Source organism: Undibacterium hunanense (assembly GCF_014284335.1).
GTDB lineage: Bacteria > Pseudomonadota > Gammaproteobacteria > Burkholderiales > Burkholderiaceae_D > Undibacterium > Undibacterium hunanense.
This window is the reverse complement of sequence record NZ_JACOGF010000002.1, coordinates 503,054-527,351: the sequence shown is the minus strand read 5'-3', so window position 1 is coordinate 527,351 and position 24,298 is coordinate 503,054. Positions and strand designations below refer to the sequence as shown.

Here is a 24,298-nt window from a genome sequence, read left to right as displayed (position 1 = left end):
TCTACCGCACGACTTGATCAGAAACGATCAGAATCGATCAGAAGCGGTGTTGAATACCTACCGTCGCTGACGACTGGTTGGTCGCAAAACCGGCATCATCACGTGATACACCTGTCAGCTTGTTATTGCTGGCCTTGGCATAGCCGGTGGCAACATAGATGTCAGTACGTTTCGACAGCGCATACCGGGCACGCAATACCAGCAAACCCGGGTCAGCATCTGCACCTGGCGCTACATTCTTGATGTCCTGATAGTAGTACACACCTGTCAGTGTCCATGCCGGAGCCACTGCATAATTGGCACCCAGCCACAGGGTATCACTACGCTGATCGGCTGCGCCGGTAGCCAGGGTTTTCTTGAAATTGCGGTAACCGACAAACAGCTTGGCATCACCCAGATCATAGGTGCCGCCCAGATGCAATACCTTGGCCTGGTCGTAAGAGCCGTTGGCTATCGGTGAGCTATTGTTTTGTTCGTAAGTGATGACGGCAGCCCATGGACCATCAAATGCACTGGCAGCCAGGATGTATTTGGCGTTGCCTGACGTATTGCCAGCGACTTCACCAAAACCATAGGTTGCTCCCAGTTTGAAACCCTTGCCATCAAACTGGTATTTGAGCAGATTGGAAACACCAGTCAGCATGCCGTCTTTGCGGTTGCCCGTGGCACCGGCAGAAGTTGCCCAGGAATACTGCGGCGCATAGCCCATAGGGTCAAATGGCAAAATGAAATCATAGGTGGTGCTGTATGAGCGACCAGCAACAATACGACCAAAATCACCCTGCAAACCCACATTCGCCTGACGGCCAAAGATGTCACCATCGGATGCGCCGGTATCCAGCAAGACGCCGCCTTCCAGCTGCATGATGGCTTTCAGGCCATTGCCCAGATCTTCACTACCGCGCAGGCCAAAGCGCGATGTATTCATGCCACCACTATTGAGTTTGAACTGGCTGTTTTTATTTGCATCAGCATTGTTGTTGTAAGTGATATTGGCATCAATCAGACCATATACAGTCACACTTGATTGTGCATGTGCTGCACTTGCCATGCATACCAGCGTTGCGGCGCCGAGTAGCTTTTTCATTGCTGTTCTCCTTTAGAAATTTTATTTTGCAGACGACATGCGCGTCATGTAGTCCAGGTCGTGCTGACCTGTGATGTGAATACAAACAGTTCAATACGCCCTGTATACAGGGTAAGGAATGGAAGCTTTCAGTTGCCTTTCTATGCCGGGCTTTCCCCCTTGCCGGGCGATATGCTGTTGCAAAAAAGCCTCTTTGCAGCATGAATTATTTGCAGGTAGGTACCAGATTTCCCATTCCGCTCGCGCCGGTTTTGGCTGCTTTCACACCATTTTCCAGCGCTTGATCTCATTGCGGTGGTGGTCTGTGTCCCTGCGTCTTAATCTGTCCCTGCAGTCACCCAACAACCCCGAAACACACTTGAAAAATGGAGTCCGTCATGAACAAAATCACATCTGTCCTCAATCACATCACCACCAAAAAACTGGTGTTGGTAGCCAGCATGGCAATCTTTTCTGCCAGCAATGCCATGGCTTTTTCTGAAACAGAATTTCGTGCTGCGGTAAAGCAACTGATAGCCAGCCCCGGCTCCGGCCCCGAATCAGGAATCAGCCACGATCAATATGTTGCCAATGCCGTCAGCACCTGGTTGAATCAGGATTACGTCAATTCCGTCGGCCAGGCAGAAATTGATGCCGCGCGACAAGCCAGCCAACATGCCGCCAGCAGCTTTAACAATTTGCTGAAACAAGAACCGGGCAACCCTTTGCTGATGTCGTATGCAGGCGCAGCGACGGCCAAATCCTCGCTGGAGAAAATAGCAAAAGGAGAAAAAACGACAGCGCTGGAAGATGGCACCGCCATGGTGGAACAGGCATTGCAACTGGCTGGCAACAGCCAGGCCATGCATGGTTCGGTACCGGTTGCGCTGGAAGTACGTTTTGTCGCTGCCAGCACTTTCCTGGCCGTACCACGCATCATGAACCGCAAGCAGCAAGGCGAACAATTGTTGAATGAAGTGCTGGGCGCCCAGCAGTTTTCCCAGACTGACCTGAACTTCCGTGGTGCCGTATGGTTGCGTGCCGCCACACTGGCGATGGAACAGCAACGTGCAGATGATGCCAGAAAGTTTTTGACAGAAATCGTAAAAAACAATGCGCCGCAATCACGCAGCGCGACTGAACTGTTGCAGAAACTGTCCTGATCACTTGTCCTGATCAATGCCAATGAAAATATACCCTGAGCTTGCGGTCAGCATCCATCAAGACCGCAAGCACACAGGTCGCAAGACTTTATTTCTTGATTTTTACTGGTCTTTGCCAGGAATCAATCGTCAATTGCTTGGGGCGGGATACCGTCAGTTTGCCGGCCGGTGCATCCTTGGTCAGGGTAGTACCAGCACCCAGCGTCGCGCCCTTGCCCACCCGCACTGGCGCCACCAGTTGGGAATCGCTGCCGATGAAAGCATCATCCTCGATGATGGTACGGCTTTTGTTGACGCCATCATAATTGCAGGTGATGGTACCGGCGCCGATGTTCACACGGCTGCCTATGGTGGCGTCGCCTATATATGCCAGGTGATTGGCCTTGCTGTGCGCCGCGACCTGGCTATTTTTGACTTCAACGAAATTGCCGATGTGCACATCTTCGGCCAATTCTGCACCGGGGCGCAAACGCGCATACGGCCCTATCTGTGATGTGGGGCCAACGATTGCCCCTTCAATATGACAAAACGCCTTGATCACCGCGCCTGCCGCGATGCGTGCATTCTGAATGACACAGTGAGGCCCTATGCTGACCCCCTCTTCCAGCACGACATCACCAATAAACACACAACCAACATCGATGCTGACATCACGCCCGCATTGCAAATGGCCACGTACATCAATGCGCGCCGGATCAAACAGGGTCACACCCTGTTCCAGTAACTGGCGGGCGATATTCAGTTGATGGGTTCTTTCCAGTTCGGCTAGTTGCACCTTGCTGTTGACACCCAGGGTTTCCCAGATGGCATCCGGTTGTGCCGATACCACTTCGACACCGCTGGCAACTGCCAAGGCGACGATGTCGGTCAGGTAATATTCACCCTGCGCATTATTATTCGACAACTGACCCAGCCAGGATTTCAACTGCACGGTCGGTGCCAGCATGATGCCGGTATTGATTTCGGTAATCTGGCGCTCTGCCTCATTCGCATCTTTTTGTTCGACAATGCGCACGATGTTTCCATTGCCATTTTCCCTGACGATACGTCCCAGACCAGTAGGGTCAGCCATGTGTGCTGTCAGGATGCCCAGTTTGTCGTTACCGGCAGCGGCAACCAGGCGTGCCAGGCTGGCGGGGGTGGTCAGCGGCACATCACCGTACAGAACCAGCGTGGGTACGCTGTCATCCAGTACTGGGATTGCCTGCGCCACGGCATGGCCGGTACCCAGTTGTGGTTCCTGGCGGGCAAAACGCAAGTCATCGGCAGCCACAGCAGTTGGCACTTGCTCACCGCCATGTCCATAGATAACGCAGATATTGCTGGCGTGCAGCTGGCGTGCCGTGTCGATAACATGCGACAGCAAGGGCTTGCCAGCCAGACCATGCAAGACCTTGGGCAGAGAAGACTGCATGCGTTTGCCCATACCGGCAGCGAGAATGACGACGTTCATGGTGTAGAGAGAAAGTGAATATCCTGAAAATTTTATCACGCGGGACCGCTCCGCCCCGTGCCAGATACTTACCAGGTAGTTGGCAAACACGGATTAAACCCGTAGCCGCCGGGTTTTTGTCGAGTTTTTGTCAGACCTTTAATGCACTTTTAATTCTGGCAAGATACAAAAAAGTACAATTCATCCTGTTCTGCGAAAGCTGACTCATGTACAATTGAGAATAATTATCATTTAGAATAAGCAGCCATACGCTTTATTTTTTGCTTTTTTGGATTTACTTAGATTTACGACATGCAGCCAACCAGTTCCGATCCATTGCCACTACAACAAAAACGGGCCTTCTGGCTGCGTCATCTGCATCAGTGGCACTGGATCAGTTCCGCCATGTGCCTGGTTGCCATGCTGCTGTTTGCCGCCACTGGCATTACGCTGAACCATTCTGCCCAGATTGAGGCGCATCCGGTAATCAGCAAGAAGAACGGGCAATTGCCATCGGCCTTGCTGGATCAATTGCTGGCCCTGAAAAACACTGACGATGCCTTGCTGCCCACCCCGGTGACAGACTGGCTGGGCCATGAGCTGGATATTCAGGTCAACGGGCAAGTACCAGAATGGTCACCAGAAGAAGTGTATGTCGGCCTGCCCCGCCCTGGTGGTGATGCCTGGATGCGCATTGCACTCGATACCGGCGATATCGAATATGAGTTGACCAGCCGTGGCTGGATTGCCTATTTCAATGATCTGCACAAGGGCCGCAATACCGGCACTGCCTGGAACTGGTTTATCGATGCATTTGCCGTCGCTTGCCTGATTTTTTGCGTGACCGGATTATTCCTGCTGAAAATGCATGCCAGCAAACGTCCGAGTACCTGGCCGCTGGTGGTATTTGGCCTGGTCGCACCGTTTTTGCTTGCCCTGATGTTTATCCATTAGTTTCATCCTGAGTTTATCTTTAGTTTATTTATTGATTGTTCATCATAAGGTTGTTCACCCATGCGTAATTTGCTCCCGTTTGCTATCTCCAGCCTGCTCGGCGCTCAGGCCATGAATGCCGTTGCGGCCGACCTGACTCTGAAAGTGGAAGTACCTGCCCTGAAAGTGGCGGAATACCACAAGCCCTATGTCGCCATCTGGCTGGAAAAACCAGACCAGACTTTTGCCGGCAACCTGTCAGTCTGGTACGACATGAAAAAACGCGACAATGAAGGCACGAAATGGCTGAAGGACTTGCGTCAATGGTGGCGTCGCAGTGGCCGCGAATTGCAGATGCCTGTCGATGGCCTCAGTGGCGCAACCCGCACCACGGGTGAACAAACCCTGAGCTTTGCCGGCAACAAGGGTGTGCTGGCCAATTTGCCAGCGGGTGATTACCAGTTGATCGTCGAAGCAGCACGTGAAGGCGGTGGCCGTGAAGTCGTCAAAGTGCCATTCCAGTGGCAAGCCAAGGGTGAACAAAACCTCAAGGCCCAGGGCAGTCATGAACTGGGTGCCATTGCTGTGACCATCAAATAAATCAGGCTCAAGGATAATAATGAAAACTTTCAAAAAAATCGCCCTCCTCTCGGCACTGGCATGCGTCGCTTTCTCTGCCCAGGCACACCGCGCTTTCCTGGTACCGTCTTCCACTGTGGTGGCAGGTAATACGCCATGGGTAACGATCGACGCCGCCGCTGCGACTGATGTCTTCGTTTTTGATCACAACGCCCTGAAGCTGGACAACCTGTTTATTACAGCGCCGGACGGCACTGCACAGAAACCGGAAAACGCCAGCACCGGCAAGTTCCGTAGCAGTTTTGATGTGAAACTGAGCCAGGTCGGCAGCTATAAAATCGGCTTCGTGAATGAAGGCCTGATGGCCAGCTATAAAGAAGAAGGCAAGGTCAAACGCTGGCGCGGCACGGCAGAAGCATTTGCCAAGGAAGTACCGGCAAATGCAGAAGAACTGCAAGTCACGCAACGCAGTGGCCGTGTTGAAACTTTCGTCACCAATGGCAAACCCGGTGGCAAGGCAATGGATATCAGCGGTAGCGGGCTGGAACTGAGCGGCATTACGCATCCGAATGACCTGGTGGCAGGTGAAACAGCACAGTTCCGTCTGTTGCTGGATGGCAAACCAGCCGCCAATGTCAACGTGACCGTGATCGCTGGTGGTGTACGCTACCGTCAAAAGCTGGATGAAAAAACCTTTGTCACCGACAAGGACGGCAAATTCAGCATTACCTGGGCAAGCGCTGGCCTGTACTGGCTGGAAGCAGAACTGAAAGATGACAAACAGGTCAAGGCACCTGCCAAGGTCAGGGTCGCCAGTTATGTGGCTACACTGGAAGTCTTGCCACAATAATCTGTAAAGCCATCCGTACCATGCGTCGTGTTTTTATTCCTCTGGAAGCATCTGAACCATCTGCACCTGCAGCCGGGGCACAAAACCTGACGCTGACTGGTGCATCCATGGGAACCAGCTGGCATGTCCAGTTGCTGTCAGATGGCAAGCACGAACATGCAGTGCTGGAAGCTGGAATACAAGCGGGCATACAGCGGGTGCTGGATCAGGTCGTCATGCAGATGAGTACCTGGGACCCGGCATCTGATCTGTGCGTGTACAACCGCGCACACGCAGGCAGTTGGCAACAACTGCCTGGTGAATTTTTCAAGGTCGTCGACTACAGCCTGTACCTGTCACAACAGACTGCCGGTGCCTTCGACATCACGGCGGGCAAGCTGGTTGATCTGTGGGGCTTTGGCCCGACCGGCAAACGTGCGACGGCACCAGAACCGTCACAGATTCAAACAGCCATGGAGGCCGGTAACTGGAAAGCGCTGGAGCTGGACCATATCAAGCACCGCTTGCTGCAACCGGGCGGCATTGCGCTGGACCTGTCGTCGATTGCCAAGGGTTTTGCCGTCGATCAGGTGGCACGCTTTCTTGAATCCCTGTCCATCAGCAGCTATCTGGTAGAACTGGGCGGCGAATTGCGCGGCCTGGGCATGAAGGCGGATATGTCACCATGGTGGGTTGCCATCGAAAGCCCCGGCGACATGCAGGCCAGCGAACCAAAGAAAGAATACATGGTGGCACTGCATGAATTGTCCGTTGCCACCTCAGGCGATTACCGCCAGTACTTTGAGCAGGATGGCCAGCGTTATGCACATACGCTGGACCCGCGCACCGGCTACCCGGTGACCAATGAGCTGGCTTCGGTCACCGTATTGCATCCCCAATGCATGGTTGCCGATGCGCTGGCCACGGCCCTGACCGTACTAGGCAGCGAAGATGGCCTGGCCTATGCCAATCAGCATCATATTGCCGCCCTGTTCCTGCAACGCAATGGGACACATCTGGAAGAGAAAATGAGTGCCGCCCTGACAGCAATGCTGGACTAAGCGAATGACTGACTGATTGAATGACTCATTGAATGACTGATTGAGCTGCGATGCGACTTCCCTCCCTGCGCCTGACTGGCATACTGTGCCTGGCGTTCACTATCCTGTTTATCCTGAGTTTTTTCTGGCACGGTGCCGTGCAGCGCGACCTGTCTGCGGGCTTGCTATTGGTCGGCTACCTCAGCTTTTGCGTTTGGACAGGACTGAAACACAAGGATAGTCAGTCCCGGTCCATGCAAGGTTTTCCTGCTGAATTACAGCGTCATGATCAGGACAGCATCCTGATCACCTATGCCAGCCAGACCGGCTATGCCGAACAGATCGCCATTAAAACGGCCATGCATCTGCAAAAGGCCGGGATGGGCATCGCCGTCTGCGCGCTGGGTGCCATCCAGCCAGCCCAGTTGCAAAAGGCGCAGCGCATGCTGTTTGTGGTCAGTACTACCGGCGAAGGCGATGCCCCCGACAATGCGGCTGCCTTTACCCGCCGCCTGATGAACCAGACGCTGGATTTATCGCATCTGAGTTTTTCTGTGCTGGCACTGGGTGACCGCCACTATCAGCAGTTCTGCGCTTTCGGTCACCGTCTCGCGCATTGGCTGCGCCAGCAACAGGCACAATGCCTGTTCGACCTGATAGAAGTCGACAATGGCGATGAAGGTGCCTTGCGCCACTGGCAACATTATCTGGGCGTCATCAGCGGCCATACTGAAATGTCAGACTGGAGCAAACCCGGCTATCAGGACTGGATACTGACCGAGCGCGAATTACTGAACCCCGGTAGCCTGGGTGGCCCGGCCTATCGCATCGCCTGTCGCCCTGCCAATGGCGAACTCATATGGGCAGCCGGTGACATTGCAGAAATTGAACCGCAGCATCCACCAGCCTATCAAGCCAATACGGCAGGTACACAGGACCAGACCACCACCGGCCCTTTGCCGCACCGCGAATATTCGATTTCATCCATCCCCGCAGACGGCAAGCTGGAATTGCTGGTGCGCCAGATGCGCCGCCCGGATGGCAGTCTGGGCATAGGCTCGGGCTGGTTGACGGAATATGCACAGGTAGGGCAAACCCTGGGCCTGCGCCTGCGCGAAAACCGTAACTTCCATACACCGGCGCAGGATATCCCTCTCATCCTGATCGGCAACGGGACCGGCCTGGCTGGCCTGCGCGCCCACATCAAGGCGCGTGCTGCCAGACATCAGTTGCGCAACTGGCTGTTTTTCGGCGAAAGACAGCAGGCGCATGATTATTTTCATCGCAATGAAATCCAGGCCTGGCAACAGACAGGCGTGTTATCCAGACTGGACCTGTGCTTTTCGCGCGATCAGGAAGAACGTCGTTATGTCCAGCATGCCATGCTGGAACAGGCAGGCGAGATCCTGTCCTGGGTAGACCAGGGTACTGCCATCCTGGTCTGTGGCAGCCTGCAAGGCATGGCAGAAGAAGTACATGCCACCCTGAACATCATCCTTGGTGCCGAACGTCTGGAACAAATGACCGAGCAGCATCTCTACCGCCGCGATGTTTATTAACGACACGCCACCTCTTGTGGTCAGACTTGTATCATAATGCCCATTCCACCTGCTCCGCCAACGCCAGTCTGTGCCTGCAGGTGCAATTTGTGTGACATGCCGGATTGAAGTGTTAACAGTAAGCGTAATGCGGAAGTGCAACGCGGAAGTGTTACCAACTATTGCCGGTATTGTGTTCAGTTAAAACCTGGGTTATACCAATAAACATTCACAACAAAATGCGGCCTGGCAGCATCATTGCGAAGCGCGATTAGCGCATCCTGTAAGCCCGGTTTTTTTATTTTATCTACAAGGCATATATCGCATGGCTGACGTCACCACTCTATTGAATACCGGGCCCAGCAAAAATCGTGTCGATATCGTGTTTGTGGCCGAAGGCTACACGGCGGCTGAAAGAGACAAGTTCCTGGCGGATGCCAAGAACTTCCTCAACAATATGCTGGGGGACGCCAATACCCGTCTGAATGCGCCGTTTTCTGCCTACAAGAACCTGTTCAATGCCAGTGCCATTTTTGTGGCTTCGGCGCAATCGGGTACCGACCAGCCCAACAATAATATCAGCGTCAATACCTATTTTGACGCTACCCAGCATGGCAGCGATGGCCGCCTGCTATACGGTGATTTTGGCAAGGTCACCAATTTTGTGTCTGACGCTGTCGCCAGCGATGCGCATGAACTGACCGTGGTCTTGGTCAACACCGCCTTGTATGGTGGTGCTGGCGGCTCTATCGCCTGGGCATCGGCCGGTAATATCTCGTCGGCAGAAGTGGTCCTGCATGAGATCGGCCACAGCTATGCCGGTCTGCAGGATGAATATGTGGATACCTCCATCGCCAGCAATTATCCGCTGACCGACCCCGGCTTTTTGGCCAGCCCGCATGTGACGGACTCACTGAGCCGCATCCCATGGTCCGCCTGGTTAGGCTATAACGATGGCGAACTGGGTGTCGTCGGCACTTATCAAGGCGGTTATTACCGCGACACCGGAATCTGGCGTGCCACGCAGGATTCCAAGATGAATCATCTGAACAAGCCATTCAGCGCCCCCGAAAAAGAAGCCTTCGCGCTGAAATACTATCAGTCTATCGGTGACTATCTGTCATTGAGTACGAGCATCCCCGGCATTTACCAGCCGGTGGTACCCGACAGCAGCCTGCTGGGCTATACCTGGAAAATCAACGGCACAACCGTCAACACCACCGACAAGAATTATTTTGATGCCTATGCCACCGGTGCCTACAAAACCGGTGCCAGCATGAGCCTGACGACGATAGACAGTACCGGCTACATCCGCAAGAATCTGATCAGCACGCAGCAGGTAGAAAACACGACGCTGGACAAGTCCGTCTTCAATGTAAGCGGCGTGAGCACCGTGCTGACCGGCAGTAACAGTATTGTCCAGCTCGATGGCAGCAATAACACCATTTCACTCAGCACACCGGATACCACGCGTTTCGATTATATCGATGGCGGTGCCGGCACCGATACCCTGCAAGTCAATGGATCACTGGGCAAGGGCAGTAGCTATTTCATCAGCCAGATCACCGGCAGCACAGTCTTGCTGGGCTACCAGAACAATGCCTACTGGGCTACGCATAGTGTGGAAAAAATCCAGTTTTCCGACTATATCGTCAACACGACCGTGTATGACAATGCCCATACGATCAAGACATCCGATCTGCAGTCGCTGGAAGAATTGTATGTCGCCTATTTCAACCGCGTGCCGGACGCCGACGGACTGGATTACTGGGTCACCCAGTACAAATCCGGCATGTCGTTCAAGCAGATAGGTGATGCATTTTTCCTGGCTGCTGCCCAGTTTCCGGCACAGACCGGCTACAGCGCCAATCTCAGCAATACCGACTTTATCAATACCATCTATAAAAATGCGATGGGCAGAGTAGGCGGGGCAGATAGCGCCGGCCTGCAATACTGGCTGAATGAACTCAATACCGGTTTGCAAAGCCGGGGGTCGATGGTGACTGCGGTACTGGCAGGTGCCCGCGCCTTCAAGGGTGATGCGACCTGGGGCTGGGTGGTGGATTTACTGGACAACAAGATCAAGGTTGCCAATCAGTTTGCTGTTGAATGGGGACTGAACTACCTGACACCCGAGGCATCCATCACGAATGGCATCGCCATAGCCTCTGCCGTGACAGCAACCGACATCAATGCCGCCATTGCATTAATAGGTATCAGCGACGGACAAATTCATTTCATCTGATGCTGCGCTGGTGCTGGCACTAGCGAACAGTACCGCGATGTATGGCGCAATAGTCAGGATTCATGCCGCCAGCTTATTTGAGCAACGAAGAAACCACGTCGACCAGTTCCCATCCCAGTATCAGATGCTGATCTGCATCGAGGTGCACGCCATCATATTCGCTGCAAGTCACGACACTGCCAGCGTCGAAAAAATGACAGGCATTGGTCGCTGCCACTTCTTTATAGGCATCTGCCAGCCCCTGGCTTTTTTGCTCGCAGCCGATAAATTTGGGCGCTATTGCACCTCTGGGTGTGCCCGGCGAAGGTGGTACGACGATCAGGACAGGTGGTATCTGCATGCCAGGTTCTACCGGCGCCTGACGTATGGTGTTGATGATCACAGCCAGGCCTTGCGATGACATCCATGCGTTATTCTGATGCATGGACTGAAAATCGTTCATGCCCAGCATGACCACCACCAGTGACAGCGGCGTCAGGCTTTCTATGCGCTGAGCCAAACCCTGAGCGCCATTACGACCGGGTTTGAAAGGATCATCCCATACCGTACGTCGCCCGTTCAGGCAATCTTCCACCACACGTACATGGTGCTCGGCACTGTTCAAGCCTATCTCCAGCACACCTGGCCAGCGCTCTTCAAAAGCCAGACGCTTGCGGGTGGTGGGAATCAGGCCCCAGGACAGAGAATCACCGTAGACCAGGATATGGCGCATGCACTACTCCAGTTAAACTTTTTTTTGATGTTAAACTTTTTTCAGATAACAGGCTTTCAACATGAAGCTGCCGGCATCCATCTTGCAATCGACTTCATGATCACCACCCACCAACCGTATGCTCTTGACCTTGGTACCCATTTTCAGGGTGGTGGAAGAACCCTTGACCTTCAGGTCCTTGATCAGTACCACCGCATCGCCATCGGCCAGCACATTACCATTGGAATCCTTGACGATGCGCTCATCACTGTCATCTGCACTGGCGGCCGCCTGCACGGGCCATTCATGGCCACAATCGGCACAGACATAATTGTCGGCATCAGGGTAGGTATTTTCCAGAGTACACAATGGACAGGCGGGAAGGCTGGACATAAACACTTTCATCTTACGGGCTAGAAAGCGGGCAGTATACCCGATCACAGCGCACGTTCCGGCAATACCAGCTTGTCAGTCCACCTCTGAAGCCGGTGCCAGCAAAGGTAATTGCATGATAAAACTGGAACCAGCCTGCACTTCACTTTCTATATGTATCTGCCCGCCCAGCAAGCCGGTGACGATATTGTAGACAATGTTCAGGCCCAGACCACTGCCGCCCTGCCCCAGTTTGGTGGTAAAAAAAGGATCGAAAATACGATTCAGGTTATCCCTGGGAATGCCGACGCCGTCGTCGCGAAAGCGCACTTCCAGCGCTGCTTCGCCGCACATGCGTGCGCTTATCCAGATCTGCCCGCTGCTCCTGCCTTCGAACGCATGAAGGATGGCATTATCGACCAGGTTACCTATTACCTGTTCAAAGGGACCGGGATAGCTGTCCATTTCTATATGCACTGGTATATCCATCTGGATAGTCAGACCGGCCTGCCGGATTTTTGCCATCATGGTGGCAATCACGTCATGACATACCTTGTCTACCTGGAAGCGGCGTCGCTTGGAACTAGCCTGATCAACCGCAACCTGCTTGAAGCTGGCGACCAGATCTGCCGCGCTTTTCAGGCCATGTTCTATCAGTGCCGATGCCTGCTGTGCAGCTTCCAGATAGGCATTCAGTTCAGAACGGCGTAAGCCGCCGTCAGTAAATTTCTGTACAAATTCCTGGGTCTTTGCCTTCAGGGTATTGGCGGTCAGCAGGCTATTGCCAATCGGGGTGTTGAGTTCATGTGCAACACCGGCGACCAGTGAACCCAGTGCAGCCAGTTTTTCGCTACGTATCAGGTCATCCTGTGTATGACGCAATTCCAGTGTGCGTTCAGCCACGTTTTTTTCCAGCAGGGCATTGGCATCTGACAAGGCTTGCTCCACCTTCTTGAGTTCGGTGATATCGGTGTAGGTGGTGACAAAGCCCTTGAGTTTGCCATCTTCATGAATGGGCTTGCCCTGTACCAGATGGGTATGGGCGTTTGGGCGCACGCGTTCAAACTGGTGCGGCTGAAATTGCTGGGCCAGTTGCAGGCGACGCTGTATCAATTCATCGGTATCGCCTTCACCATATTCGCCACGTTCAGCCATGATGCGCAACAAGTCTTCAAAGGGAACACCCTGGTAGATCGAATCCGGATGGTAATCCAGCACATCCAGGAAACCCTGGTTCCACAGATAGAGTTTGAGCCTGTCGTCAAATACGCTCAAGCCTTGCGGCATATGATCAAGTACCGCTTTCAAGAACAGGGATTGTTTGTGGAACTCGATTTCAATCTTGCGCCTCGCGGTCACGTCAATACAGGTGGTGACAAAACCGCCCCCCTCCACCGGTACACCACGGACTTCAATGACGCTGCCATCCGACCTGACCCGCTCATACGTATAGGCATCCTTACCCTGTATGATACTCATCAGCCGGTTCAGCTTGTCTGCATCATCGCCCTGGCTGAATTCGCCATATTCACCACGCTTGATATTGGCCTGGTACACATCACGTGCCAGTGGTTGTTTGCCATCGAACAGTTCTGGCGGCAAATCCAGCATGCGTAATAATTCTGCATTCCAGGTGACCATTCGCAAGGATTCATCAATCAGGGAAACTCCGCCCGGAAAATTTTCCAGCAATACCCGCAGTTTTTCATTCTGCCGGCGCCCTTCCTGTTCAGCCTTGCGACGCTTTGAAATATCACGCACCACGGCGATCACATATTGATGTCCGGCTTCATCCAGCAGGCTGAGACAGACTTCGGTCGTGAACAATTCGCCATCCGGTTTGCGTGACAGCCATTCAAAGCGTTGCGGGACACCGGTTTTGGCGAGCGCAATATAGTTATTGGCAGCGCTAAGGGAATCACGGCCATCCGGCTGGTTTCTGGCAGAAAGGATGACGGGAGAGCTATCCAGCAACTGGTCGCGCGGCAGACCAAACATGGTTTCGGCACTCAGGTTGCAGTCGATGAAACGGTCGTCATCCAGCACCAGCAAGGCATCCAGTGCCTGCTCTATCATGGCACGGTATAAAGCTTCTCTGGAAACTTCGACTTTGCCTGGCATGCGCATTCCCGATACAGGTAAGGACAGAGGTAAGGACAGGGGTAAGAACAAAGATCAGAACAAGGCAAAAAATTACCCCGTCCGGCGTGTTGAGCACGGTCATTCAAACACAAGTTCCAGTATTCATCAAACCTGCACAGACCACAAGCGCGAAATCCTGATCGTTATCGACTGGATGCATAAAGTACAAGACATGCCTGGCCATGATCAGCCGGGATCGAGTCCACTGCATTCCAGCAAGACAAACAGGCCATCTGCACCGTGCCCCTGCTGCAGCTCCAGCCAACCGAGGCGCTGGTAAAAAGCCATGCCAGCCTTGTTGTTGAGCACGCATTTCAAACGCCAGGGGAACGCCATGTGCGTCTGCAAAAAAACCAGCAGCGCACGGCCCAGGCCCCGACCTTGCGCACGCGGATGTACATACAGATGGTGGATATACGCACGTTCTTGCTGCACTGCAAGCAAGGCCAATACCTGATCCTGTGCATCTACCGCGACCCAGATCACTTCATCACGCGAGATGGCAGAAAAATCGGGAATCGCCTCCGCCGGGCGTACCTGCCAGGGTGCTTCGACAATGCAGTGACGATAAATGTCCTGCAGTTGCGCCGCGTCTGCTCCGGTCGCCAGACGTATATTGGTCAGGCTATTGGTCGGGGTCAAGTTGATATCCGGGCAGTCTGGTGCAAATACACCGTCATGGTATCTCTGGGTGGCTGCACGCCGATCTGGAACAGGATGCGACCGACGGCACCCCGGTGATAGTTGCCATGGGTCGCCACATGCAACAGCATTTCGCCGCGCGACATCATGCCTGGCTTGCCATCGACAAAAGTGAAATGAATCTCTTCACCGAAACTGGCTTCCGGCTGTTGGCCCAGGTAATCCAGAAACCATTGATCAGTCTTGCTGACCCGCTGATGCAAGTCATCCAGGGCAGGTGTATCTGGCGTATTCAGTGCGGTAAACCCGTGAGATTGCGATTGCAGATTGGCAGCAAATATCTGGTCGACAACATGGATATGATTCAGGATGCGTATCGCATCATGCATTTCACGCGCATATGTATCGACAGAGACACTGGCCATCAGGCGGAACAGGTCCTGATTCGCCCAGGCCTTGTATTCAAATAAAGTCAGCAAGAGTTTTTTGGTTTGCATGGGCGTCTCCCGATATGAAGTAGTGACATGTCACACATGCATTTTACCTGTACTTGCCAATTCGCCGAACTGGTCGGGTCATAGCCACTATCAGACCCTACCCTCAGAGCCCCTGATAGGCACGGTCCAGGGTGGCAATATCGATCTTTATCATCTGCATCATCGCCATCATGACGCGCTGGGCCTTGACTGGATCGGGATCGTTCAGATACCTGATCAATGCCTGCGGTACGATTTGCCAGGAAACACCAAAGCGGTCAGTCAACCAGGCACACTGGCTCTCGGTGCCACCATCCAGCAGTTTTTCCCAGTAGTAATCGACTTCCTGTTGTGAATCACAATTCACCACAAATGAAATGGCAGGATTGAACGTGAAATGCGGGCCGCCATTCAATGCCACAAATTCCTGCCCTTCCAGGATAAACTTTGCTGTCATGACCGTCCCCTTCGGCATCGGCGCTCCATCCCCATAACGGGAAATGCTCACGACTTCAGAGTCCTTGAAAATGCCCGTGTAAAACAACGCAGCCTCTTCAGCCTGCTGGTCAAACCAAAGGAAAGGGGTAATTTTCTGCATGATGTCTGCTCCTGTTGAAAATCGTGTGCTTGCGGCGGTCAAGATCAATAGTACTTACTATGGATGTGCGCCTGACAAGTATCAAAGGAATAATGAGATTTATTGAACAGGAATGCAAGATCAGAGATTCAAGTTTTTGAAATACTGGTCATGCAAGACCAGACCTTGCTGACGCAATCAACAAGTAAAAATGCGGGAAGCAGGAGGGATAGAAACGTATAGCTCGGGCAAGCCCGGCAAAAACCGACTACCGCCATGCCAGCGAAAAGCCTGCCATTTCGGTAGTCAGTCTGTTAAAACTTATTTATCTGCCTTCTTTGCAGGTTGACCACCGGTCTGCACTTCAATGACATCTCTCTGTGCATCAGCAGCTTTTTGCACGGTATCTTCCACCTGCTTGGCTTTTTCCAGTTGCTTGCGCTGGTCTTCCATGATCTTGATCGGTGGCGGTGCCTCCGGCTCCGGCGTGGCTTCCTTGGCCTTGCCACAGGCACAAATGACGCCGCAAGCTAACAGTATGAATAAGGCACGCATGGTAAAACTCCAAATTAACAGTTCCGGCCGCACACGAAAGAAATTAAGCCAGGGCAGCAATATGGCATTCTAGCAATAATCCCTCAGCCTAGCGCAGAAAAAGAAAGTCCCGAAAAATCCGGGACAAATGGCGCGCGCAGCGCCGCCCACCACAACCGCACATGACACGCTGAGAAATTCATTTTTCGGGACACAACGCAGATCTAGTAGGGTGCGCCGCGCGCACCGTTCTCCATTTTATACAATCGATATGTGTTCAAGAAAATCGGTGCGCGTGGCGCACCCTACCGTCACGGCACATGACACGCTGAGAAATTCATTCAGCGGGCTTCAGTACAGAACCAACGCAGCGATGCGCTCATTAATTTGCTATATTTCTACCGAAGCCGTACGTGGCACGCTGAGAAATTCAATTCGCGGGATGCAGAGCAAGGCGCAAAGCGCAGCAATACGTCGGTATTGCGAGCATTTGCAACGCAGCTATGCGCCCGCTAATTGGATTTATCAGCGTGACACACATCACATGTTGCGTCTGTACTGTCCACCTACCTCGAAAAGTGCAGTCGTAATCTGCCCCAACGAACAAACCCGTGCCGCCTCCATCAATCTGTCAAACACATTCTCATTATTGATAGCCGCCTGTTGCAAGGCAGCCAGCACCTTCGGAGCCACATCCGCATGACGGCCATGGAAATCCGCAAGGCGTTGCAACTGCGATTGTTTTTCTTCTTCAGTCGAACGCGCCAGTTCTATCTTTTGCGGTGTGTCATTGGCTTTTGGATTACGGAAGGTATTGACACCGACGATGGGCAGGGTGCCATCATGTTTCAGGTGTTCGTAGTGCATGGATTCTTCCTGTATCTTGCCGCGCTGATAGCCGGTTTCCATGGCACCCAGTACACCACCGCGTTCGGCGATACGCTCGAATTCTTGCATGACGGCTTCTTCTACCAAGTCAGTCAGTTCTTCGATGATGAAGCTGCCCTGGATAGGGTTTTCATTCTTCGCCAGACCCCATTCACGGTTGATGATGAGCTGGATCGCCAGGGCACGACGCACTGATTCATCAGTCGGCGTAGTGATTGCTTCATCATAGGCATTGGTATGCAGGCTGTTGCAGTTATCGTAGATCGCAATCAAGGCTTGCAGTGTGGTGCGGATATCGTTGAAGTCTATCTCTTGTGCATGTAGTGAGCGGCCACTGGTCTGGATATGGTATTTGAGTTTTTGGCTACGGTCATTTGCCGCATATTTGTCACGCATGGCCACCGCCCAGATACGGCGGGCCACGCGACCCAATACCGTGTATTCAGGGTCCATGCCATTGCTGAAGAAGAAGGACAGGTTGGCTGCAAAGTCATCAATGTGCATGCCACGTGCCAGATAGGCTTCAACAAAAGTGAAACCATTTGACAGCGTGAACGCCAGTTGTGAAATCGGATTCGCGCCCGCTTCGGCAATATGGTAGCCGCTGATTGAGACGGAATAGAAATTGCGCACCTGATGATGGACGAAATATTCCTGGATGTCGCCCATGACCTTCAGCGAGAATTCTGTCGAGAAAATACAGGTATTCTGACCCTGGTCTTCTTTCAGGATATCTGCCTGTACCGTGCCGCGCACATTCTGCAATACCCAGGCACGTATCTTGGCGGATTCATCCGCCGTCGGTTCACGCTTGTTATCGGCACGGAATTTATCCATCTGCTGGTCGATGGCGGTGTTCATGAAGAAGGCCAGTATGGTCGGTGCCGGGCCATTGATGGTCATGGATACCGATGTAGCCGGATCGCACAGATCAAAACCGTCGTACAAGACCTTCATGTCTTCCAGCGTCGCGACGGACACACCAGAATTGCCGACCTTGCCGTAAATATCAGGGCGTATGGCCGGGTCTGCACCGTACAGTGTCACAGAGTCAAAAGCAGTCGACAGGCGTTTCGCATCCATGCCTTGCGACACCAGCTTGAAACGGCGATTGGTACGGAAAGGGTCTCCCTCACCGGCAAACATGCGGGTTGGGTCTTCACCCTCGCGTTTGAAGGCGAATACACCGGCCGTGAAAGGGAAAGAGCCAGGCACGTTTTCCAGCATCAGCCAGCGCAGGATTTCACCGTGATCGACAAAGCGCGGCAAAGCCACCTTGCGTATCTTTGTGCCAGACAGGGATTGCTGTACCAGGCGGGTACGGATTTCCTTGTCGCGAATCTTGACGACATATTCATCGCCTGCATACGCAGCCTGCATGTCGGGCCACATGTTGATAAGTTTTTTGGATTCGCCATCCAGATGGTGTTCGCGTTCGGTAATCAGTTCATCAAAATCGGCCGATTTACCAACGGCTGACAGCATGCGTTTGCTTTCTTGCAGTTGCTGGCGTTCACGGGCAATCAAGACCTGCTTGCCTGTGTTCTTGTGATAGGCACGTACCGTATCCGCAATCTCGGCCAGGTAACGGCTGCGTGCTGGTGGCACGATGACATTCTTGCCGCTGGAAAATTTGACGTCAATAGCCGTCAGTTTGCTGGGCTTGGCCTGCAAGCCACGCTGCACCAGTGCTGGCAAAATACCCTGATACAGGGCCGTGACGCCATCATCATTGAAGCGTGATGCCTGGGTACCGTAGACCGGCATCTGGTCCGGCTTCTGGCTCCACAATTCGCGGTTGCGCTGGTATTGTTTGGCGACATCGCGCAGGGCATCCTGTGCACCTTTGCGGTCGAACTTATTGATGGCAACAAAATCGGCAAAGTCCAGCATATCGATTTTTTCCAACTGCGATGCGGCACCAAATTCTGGTGTCATGACATACATCGATACATCCACATGCGGCACAATCGCCGCATCACCCTGGCCTATGCCTGAAGTCTCGACAATCACCAGATCAAAACCGGCGACCTTGCAGGCAGCGATGACATCTGGCAAGGCCTGAGAAATTTCTGAACCGGCTTCACGGGTTGCCAGTGAACGCATGAAAACCTTGAGCTTGCCCTTCCACGGGTTAATGGCGTTCATGCGTATGCGGTCACCCAGCAAAGCACCACCTGATTTGCGGCGTGAAGGGTCGATGGATATCAGGGCAATGCTCAATTCATCATCCTGATCCAGTCGTATGCGGCGTATCAGCTCGTCTGTCAGCGAAGATTTACCAGCGCCACCGGTCCCGGTAATACCCAGGGTCGGTACCTTGCAGTCTTTGGCCGCATCGATCAACTGTGTACGCAACTCTGGCGCAACTTTGTCGTTTTCCAGTGCGGTAATCAATTGTGCAAGTGGACGATGTTTGTCGGCGATATCGCCATCCTGTAATACGCTCAGTGCGGTCGGTGCGTAACCGGACAGGTCACTGTCACAAGCCTGTATCATCGACAGTATCATGCCCACCAGGCCCATGCGCTGACCATCTTCGGGGCTGAAAATACGGGTCACGCCATAAGCGTGCAGGTCGGCTATTTCTTCGGGCACGATGACACCACCGCCGCCGCCAAATACCTTGATATGCGCACCGCCACGTTGCCTGAGCAGGTCTATCATGTATTTGAAGTATTCAACATGGCCACCCTGGTAACTGGAAATGGCAATACCCTGGGCATCTTCCTGCAGGGCCGCAGTGACTATCTCTTCTACCGAACGGTTATGGCCCAGATGGATCACTTCTGCGCCATTCGCCATCAGGATGCGACGCATGATGTTGATCGAGGCATCGTGCCCATCAAAAAGGGAAGCCGCAGTCACAAAGCGCACTTTGTTGGCAGGTTTGTATTCAGTCAGGTTCTGGGCAACGGACAGGTCAGTCATGTCTTCCTCATCGGTCTTGTTTTATCACAATGACTATTGCTCTTTAGCAAATTCTCACTGCGTTTGGGTTAAGCTAAGTTATATGACGTTAACGTAAACGTCAATATGATTATGTGAATCGGCAAACCCCGACTACGTGCGGCTTGCAGCAGTAAAATGTCTTGAAAGCCTCATGGATACTGGGTACTTAATATCAGTGAAGTCCACAACAGAAAATCCGCCTGCAAACTGGTTTTACCGGTCAGGCAAGGCAGACAAACATGTCGGCCTTGCCACAATGCCATCAACAGGATCACGCCACGCGTGTCACTTCCTTGATGACTGTTGTTTTTTGCGGATTCAGCAAAGCTGCTTTTTCTGCATGATACGCCTGCATGGCCTTTTCTTTGACATGACCATAACCACGGATTTTCTCGGGCAAACTGGCCAGTGCAATCGCCTGCTCCAGATTATCCGCATTCAGTCCGGCAGCCAGTTTTTCCATCAGTACGCGGTATTCAACGATGAGAGCGCGTTCAGCCTTGCGTTCGTCTGTGCGACCAAAAATATCCAGTGCCGTCCCACGCAAGCCCTTGAGTTTGGCCAGCAGCTTGAATGCCTGCCAGACCCAGGAACCGTATTGCGCCTTGACCAGATGCCCTTGCCCGTCTTTCTGCGAGAAGATGGGTGGAGCCAGATTGAATTTCAGGCTGAAATCGCCTTCAAACTGTTGCTTCAGTTTTGCGGTGAAATCACCATTGGTATACAGACGTGCGACTTCATACTCATCCTTGTAGGCCATGAGCTTGAAGGCGTATTTGGCAACTGCCATGCTGAACTTGTTACCGGCATTCAATACAGATTCTGCCTTGCGCACCTTGTCGACCAGATCAGCATATTGTTGGGCGTAGGCGGCATTCTGGTAATCCGTCAATACTGCAATGCGACGTTTGACGAGCGTATCCAGGCTTTGCGGCATCTGGATGACGACAGGCTGGCCAGGGATGGCGATTTTTTCGACACGGGCAAAATCCACGGCAGCACGGCGGCCCCAGAGGAAGGCTTTCTTGTTGGCCTCGATCGCCACGCCATTCAGTTCTATCGCGCGTAACAAAGCTGTTTCAGATACCGGTATTGCACCCTTTTGATAAGCAAAGCCGAGCATGAACAAATTGGTGGCGATAGAGTCGCCCATCAAGGCGGTGGCCAGTTTGGTCGCATTGATGAAATCAACATTGCCACCGACTGATTCAGAAATCAGGTGCTCTACCGATTCCAGCGGGAATTGCCAGTCAGGATTTTTGGCAAACGGGCCGGTCGGTTGTTCATGGGTGTTGATGACAGCACGGGTACGGCCTGCACGCATTTTGGAAATCGCGTCATGGGCACCGGCAGTCAGAATATCGCAGCCCAGTATAAGATCAGCTTCACCGGTCGCAATACGCTGTGCACGCAATTTACCCGCCTGGTTGACGATGCGTATATGCGAAGTCACCGAGCCATTTTTTTGCGACATGCCTGTCATATCGAGTACAGACGCGCCCTTGCCTTCCAGATGTGCGGCCATGCCCAGCAAGGCACCGACGGTGATGACGCCGGTACCACCTATGCCGTTCAGCAAGATGTTGTATGAGCTTTCACAGACGGGCAATACGGGATCAGGCAAGGCACCGAAATCATCCGTCTTTGCCGTACCGGTTTTGGACCTGACCAGCTTGCCACCTTCTACCGTGACAAAGCTGGGGCAGAAACCCTTAACGCAGGAATAGTCCTTGTTGCACGACGACTGATCTATGCTGCGCTTGCGGCCAAATTCTGTTTCCACCGGCATGATGGACGTACAGTTGGATTGCACACCGCAGTCACCACAGCCTTCGCAGACAGCTTCATTGATGAACATACGCTGATTGGGGTCAGGGAATTCACCTTTTTTGCGACGACGACGCTTCTCGGCGGCGCAGGTCTGGTCGTAAATAAGAACGGTCGCGCCAGGTATCTCGCGTAATTCACGTTGCACGGCATCCATGTCCTTGCGGTCATGCAGGGTCAGGAAGCCGGGCAAGTTGGAACGATCCGTGTAACGTGACAAATCCTCAGTCACCAGGGCAATGCGCTTTACGCCTTCTGCGGCCATCTGTTGCGCCATCATTGGTACGCTGATGATGCCATCTACGGGTTGCCCACCCGTCATCGCTACCGCATCGTTATACAGAATCTTGTAGGTGATATTGACCTTGGCCGCCACCGCAGCACGTATCGCCAGATAACCAGAATGGAAATAAGTACCGTCACCGAGGTTCTGGAACACATGCGGCAAAGTCGAAAATGCGGCCTGCCCTATCCACGGTGCGCCTTCGCCGCCCATGTGGGTAGTCAGTTTATTGAATTCAGGGTAAATCGCCGTTGCCATGACGTGGCAACCGATACCAGCCAATGCCAGGCTGCCTTCCGGCACCTTGGTCGAGGTATTGTGCGGGCAACCCGAGCAATAGTATGCAGGGCGTGCCGGTGTATTGACCTGCTTGCTGAGCACGACATCCTTGGCTTCAAGAAATGCAAGGCGTGCCTTGATGAGGTCGCTGGTATGAAAGCGGGCAATGCGTGAAGAAATCACGCGGGCAATCTGTGCCACCGAGAAATCGGCTTTCGAAGTCAGCAGCCATTCACCGCGTGGGTGTACCCATTCGCCTTTTTCATCGAACTTGCCGATGACGCGCGGGCGCACATCGTCGCGCCAGTTATACAGTTGTTCTTTAAGCTGGTACTCCACCATCTGGCGTTTTTCTTCGACCACCAGGATTTCATCCAGACCCTGGGCGAATTCACGCACGCCGTCCGGCTCCAGCGGCCAGGGCATGGATACCTTGAACAGGCGTATGCCTATCTCGGCAGCGAACTTTTCATCGATGCCCAGTTCTTCCAGCGCTTCCAGTACATCGAGGTAAGACTTGCCAGAGGCGACAATGCCCAGACGTGCAGTCGGGCTGTCTATAGTCACATGATTGAGTTTGTTGGCGCGTGCATAAGCCAGGGCTGCATAGATTTTGTAATCCTGCATCAGGGCTTCCTGCTTGCGTGCCTGGATGCCCAGGGTATCCAAAGATAAACGGGTGTTCAGACCACCTTCGGGCATGACAAAGTCTTGCGGGATGGTGATTTGCAGACGGAAAGGATCGGCATCCACCGACGAGGTGGATTCCACGGTATCTGCCAGCGCCTTGAAACCAACGGCACAGCCAGAAAAGCGCGACATGGCCCAGGCATGCAGGCCCAGGTCCAGATATTCCTGCACATTGCTGGGATACAGCATGGGGATCATGCAGGCAGAGAAAATATGGTCAGACTGATGCGGCAGCGTTGATGAATAGGCACCATGGTCATCACCGGCCACCAGCAAGACGCCACCGTGCCTGGATGTGCCTGCATGGTTCATGTGCTTGAATACGTCAGCACTACGATCGACGCCAGGGCCTTTGCCATACCACATGCCAAATACACCATCGTATTTAGCCGGGCCTATGAGGTCTACCGTTTGCGAGCCCCAGACTGCAGTCGCTGCCAGGTCTTCATTGACGCCGGGCACGAACTGCACATGGTTTTGCTCCAGCAGTTTTTTGGTTTTCCACAATGTTTCATCCAGACCACCCAAAGGGGAACCACGATAGCCGGATATGAATCCCGCCGTATTCAACCCGGCAGCAAGATCACGCTGGCGCTGCATCATGGGCAGGCGAACCAGGGCTTGTATGCCGGACAGGAAGATGGTGCCACTGTTCGACGTATATTTATCGTCGAGTTGCACATCATTCAATTGCGGGGGACTGGTGATCTGACTGGCTTCGAGTGCATCGATGCCTGCGCTTGCAGGGGCTGTATTACCTGTTTTTGTAGTATTTTTTTCGAACGGCAGGGACGAGAGTCCAGCAGACTCCAGGGTGGTGTCGGATGACATAAGGTGGCTCCAAAATTTGTGATTTAGATCGCAAGGAGCATGCGTTGTATCCGGTAAGACACAATTTTGCTCAGAGCCTATAGCGAGGTATCAGAGATAGGCTCTCGTTGCGTTGGTAGTGATAACTACCATTTTATTCGAATTCGATACAAAATTCGATGTCAAGACATCATGCATTCTGTCATGGCATTACCCGATAACAAACTGCCAAGCCTGCACGTTCATTCATATCGAATCAAAGAGACATCAAAAGAAGCTTTCGAAATTTCGCTGCAGCGCTTCTTCGACT

General features: G+C 53.1%; 18 protein-coding genes. 7 read left to right on the top strand and 11 right to left on the bottom strand.

Annotated elements, in window-relative coordinates; all coding sequences use genetic code 11:
• Positions 1-37 precede the first annotated feature (37 nt).
• On the bottom strand, positions 38-1,087 hold the full coding sequence (locus H8L32_RS05480; protein ID WP_186946149.1) for a porin: 1,050 nt from the start codon (positions 1,085-1,087) through the stop codon (positions 38-40).
• 377 nt (positions 1,088-1,464) lie between these two features.
• Here H8L32_RS05480 and H8L32_RS05475 point away from each other — a divergent pair, with 377 nt between their 5' ends.
• Positions 1,465-2,229: a hypothetical protein gene (locus tag H8L32_RS05475; RefSeq protein ID WP_186946148.1), complete on the top strand. Its 765-nt coding sequence runs from the start codon at positions 1,465-1,467 to the stop codon at positions 2,227-2,229.
• An 88-nt stretch (positions 2,230-2,317) separates the two neighbouring features.
• Here H8L32_RS05475 and glmU read toward each other — a convergent pair whose 3' ends face one another.
• Entirely contained in the window at positions 2,318-3,682 is a 1,365-nt protein-coding gene (glmU, locus tag H8L32_RS05470; protein ID WP_186946147.1) for a bifunctional UDP-N-acetylglucosamine diphosphorylase/glucosamine-1-phosphate N-acetyltransferase GlmU, read from the bottom strand.
• Between the two features lie 291 nt (positions 3,683-3,973).
• On the opposite strand from glmU, the gene H8L32_RS05465 reads away from it, so the two are divergent.
• The 6 genes from H8L32_RS05465 to H8L32_RS05440 all read left to right on the top strand — a co-directional run bounded on the left by H8L32_RS05465 (position 3,974) and on the right by H8L32_RS05440 (position 10,825).
• A complete protein-coding gene (locus H8L32_RS05465) occupies positions 3,974-4,615 on the top strand; it encodes a PepSY-associated TM helix domain-containing protein (RefSeq protein WP_186946146.1) in 642 nt (213 codons plus the stop codon).
• A 60-nt stretch (positions 4,616-4,675) separates the two neighbouring features.
• A complete protein-coding gene (locus H8L32_RS05460; RefSeq protein ID WP_186946145.1) occupies positions 4,676-5,194 on the top strand; it encodes a DUF2271 domain-containing protein in 519 nt (172 codons plus the stop codon).
• A 19-nt stretch (positions 5,195-5,213) separates the two neighbouring features.
• A complete protein-coding gene (locus H8L32_RS05455) occupies positions 5,214-6,023 on the top strand; it encodes a DUF4198 domain-containing protein (RefSeq protein ID WP_186946144.1) in 810 nt (269 codons plus the stop codon).
• Positions 6,024-6,043: 20 nt separating this feature from the next.
• Positions 6,044-7,063, top strand: coding sequence for an FAD:protein FMN transferase (locus tag H8L32_RS05450; RefSeq protein WP_186946143.1), 1,020 nt, complete (start codon positions 6,044-6,046; stop codon positions 7,061-7,063).
• 50 nt (positions 7,064-7,113) lie between these two features.
• Positions 7,114-8,601, top strand: coding sequence for a sulfite reductase subunit alpha (locus H8L32_RS05445; protein ID WP_186946142.1), 1,488 nt, complete (start codon positions 7,114-7,116; stop codon positions 8,599-8,601).
• A gap of 304 nt (positions 8,602-8,905) precedes the next feature.
• Complete coding sequence (locus tag H8L32_RS05440) at positions 8,906-10,825, top strand: M64 family metallopeptidase (protein ID WP_186946141.1); 1,920 nt, start codon at positions 8,906-8,908, stop codon at positions 10,823-10,825.
• A gap of 73 nt (positions 10,826-10,898) precedes the next feature.
• Here the strand turns inward: H8L32_RS05440 and H8L32_RS05435 are convergent, their stop codons facing one another.
• The 9 genes from H8L32_RS05435 to H8L32_RS05395 form a co-directional block, all read right to left on the bottom strand.
• Entirely contained in the window at positions 10,899-11,537 is a 639-nt protein-coding gene (locus H8L32_RS05435; protein WP_186946140.1) for an SGNH/GDSL hydrolase family protein, read from the bottom strand.
• Between the two features lie 30 nt (positions 11,538-11,567).
• Entirely contained in the window at positions 11,568-11,909 is a 342-nt protein-coding gene (locus H8L32_RS05430; RefSeq protein WP_186946139.1) for a zinc ribbon domain-containing protein YjdM, read from the bottom strand.
• A gap of 75 nt (positions 11,910-11,984) precedes the next feature.
• Positions 11,985-14,009, bottom strand: coding sequence for a PAS-domain containing protein (locus tag H8L32_RS05425; protein WP_186946138.1), 2,025 nt, complete (start codon positions 14,007-14,009; stop codon positions 11,985-11,987).
• 207 nt (positions 14,010-14,216) lie between these two features.
• Entirely contained in the window at positions 14,217-14,672 is a 456-nt protein-coding gene (locus H8L32_RS05420; protein ID WP_186946137.1) for a GNAT family N-acetyltransferase, read from the bottom strand.
• Positions 14,669-15,169, bottom strand: a complete 501-nt coding sequence (locus H8L32_RS05415; protein WP_186946136.1) for a DinB family protein — start codon at positions 15,167-15,169, stop codon at positions 14,669-14,671. Before H8L32_RS05415 ends, H8L32_RS05420 begins: the two co-directional genes overlap by 4 nt.
• A gap of 103 nt (positions 15,170-15,272) precedes the next feature.
• The gene (locus tag H8L32_RS05410; RefSeq protein WP_186946135.1) at positions 15,273-15,746 is read right to left on the bottom strand and encodes a VOC family protein; all 474 of its coding nucleotides are present in this window, start codon (positions 15,744-15,746) and stop codon (positions 15,273-15,275) included.
• Between the two features lie 300 nt (positions 15,747-16,046).
• On the bottom strand, positions 16,047-16,280 hold the full coding sequence (locus H8L32_RS05405; RefSeq protein WP_186946134.1) for a hypothetical protein: 234 nt from the start codon (positions 16,278-16,280) through the stop codon (positions 16,047-16,049).
• Positions 16,281-16,799: 519 nt separating this feature from the next.
• Entirely contained in the window at positions 16,800-20,078 is a 3,279-nt protein-coding gene (icmF, locus tag H8L32_RS05400) for a fused isobutyryl-CoA mutase/GTPase IcmF (RefSeq protein ID WP_186946133.1), read from the bottom strand.
• 292 nt (positions 20,079-20,370) lie between these two features.
• Positions 20,371-24,009 carry an indolepyruvate ferredoxin oxidoreductase family protein gene (locus H8L32_RS05395; RefSeq protein ID WP_186946132.1) on the bottom strand — a complete coding sequence of 1,213 codons (3,639 nt, stop codon included), beginning with the start codon at positions 24,007-24,009 and terminating at the stop codon, positions 20,371-20,373.
• Positions 24,010-24,298 lie beyond the last annotated feature (289 nt).

Bases quoted from the DNA above. Each gene is read 5' to 3' on its own strand.
- H8L32_RS05460 (WP_186946145.1), top strand. From the start codon at position 4,676: ATGCGTAATTTGCTCCCGTTTGCTATCTCCAGCCTGCTCGGCGCTCAG.
- H8L32_RS05425 (WP_186946138.1), bottom strand. From the start codon at position 14,009: ATGCCAGGCAAAGTCGAAGTTTCCAGAGAAGCTTTATACCGTGCCATG.
- H8L32_RS05450 (WP_186946143.1), top strand. From the start codon at position 6,044: ATGCGTCGTGTTTTTATTCCTCTGGAAGCATCTGAACCATCTGCACCT.
- H8L32_RS05430 (WP_186946139.1), bottom strand. From the start codon at position 11,909: ATGTCCAGCCTTCCCGCCTGTCCATTGTGTACTCTGGAAAATACCTAC.
- H8L32_RS05475 (WP_186946148.1), top strand. From the start codon at position 1,465: ATGAACAAAATCACATCTGTCCTCAATCACATCACCACCAAAAAACTG.
- icmF (WP_186946133.1), bottom strand. From the start codon at position 20,078: ATGACTGACCTGTCCGTTGCCCAGAACCTGACTGAATACAAACCTGCC.
- glmU (WP_186946147.1), bottom strand. From the start codon at position 3,682: ATGAACGTCGTCATTCTCGCTGCCGGTATGGGCAAACGCATGCAGTCT.
- H8L32_RS05480 (WP_186946149.1), bottom strand. From the start codon at position 1,087: ATGAAAAAGCTACTCGGCGCCGCAACGCTGGTATGCATGGCAAGTGCA.
- H8L32_RS05395 (WP_186946132.1), bottom strand. From the start codon at position 24,009: ATGTCATCCGACACCACCCTGGAGTCTGCTGGACTCTCGTCCCTGCCG.
- H8L32_RS05405 (WP_186946134.1), bottom strand. From the start codon at position 16,280: ATGCGTGCCTTATTCATACTGTTAGCTTGCGGCGTCATTTGTGCCTGT.
- H8L32_RS05410 (WP_186946135.1), bottom strand. From the start codon at position 15,746: ATGCAGAAAATTACCCCTTTCCTTTGGTTTGACCAGCAGGCTGAAGAG.
- H8L32_RS05440 (WP_186946141.1), top strand. From the start codon at position 8,906: ATGGCTGACGTCACCACTCTATTGAATACCGGGCCCAGCAAAAATCGT.
- H8L32_RS05445 (WP_186946142.1), top strand. From the start codon at position 7,114: ATGCGACTTCCCTCCCTGCGCCTGACTGGCATACTGTGCCTGGCGTTC.
- H8L32_RS05415 (WP_186946136.1), bottom strand. From the start codon at position 15,169: ATGCAAACCAAAAAACTCTTGCTGACTTTATTTGAATACAAGGCCTGG.
- H8L32_RS05455 (WP_186946144.1), top strand. From the start codon at position 5,214: ATGAAAACTTTCAAAAAAATCGCCCTCCTCTCGGCACTGGCATGCGTC.
- H8L32_RS05435 (WP_186946140.1), bottom strand. From the start codon at position 11,537: ATGCGCCATATCCTGGTCTACGGTGATTCTCTGTCCTGGGGCCTGATT.
- H8L32_RS05465 (WP_186946146.1), top strand. From the start codon at position 3,974: ATGCAGCCAACCAGTTCCGATCCATTGCCACTACAACAAAAACGGGCC.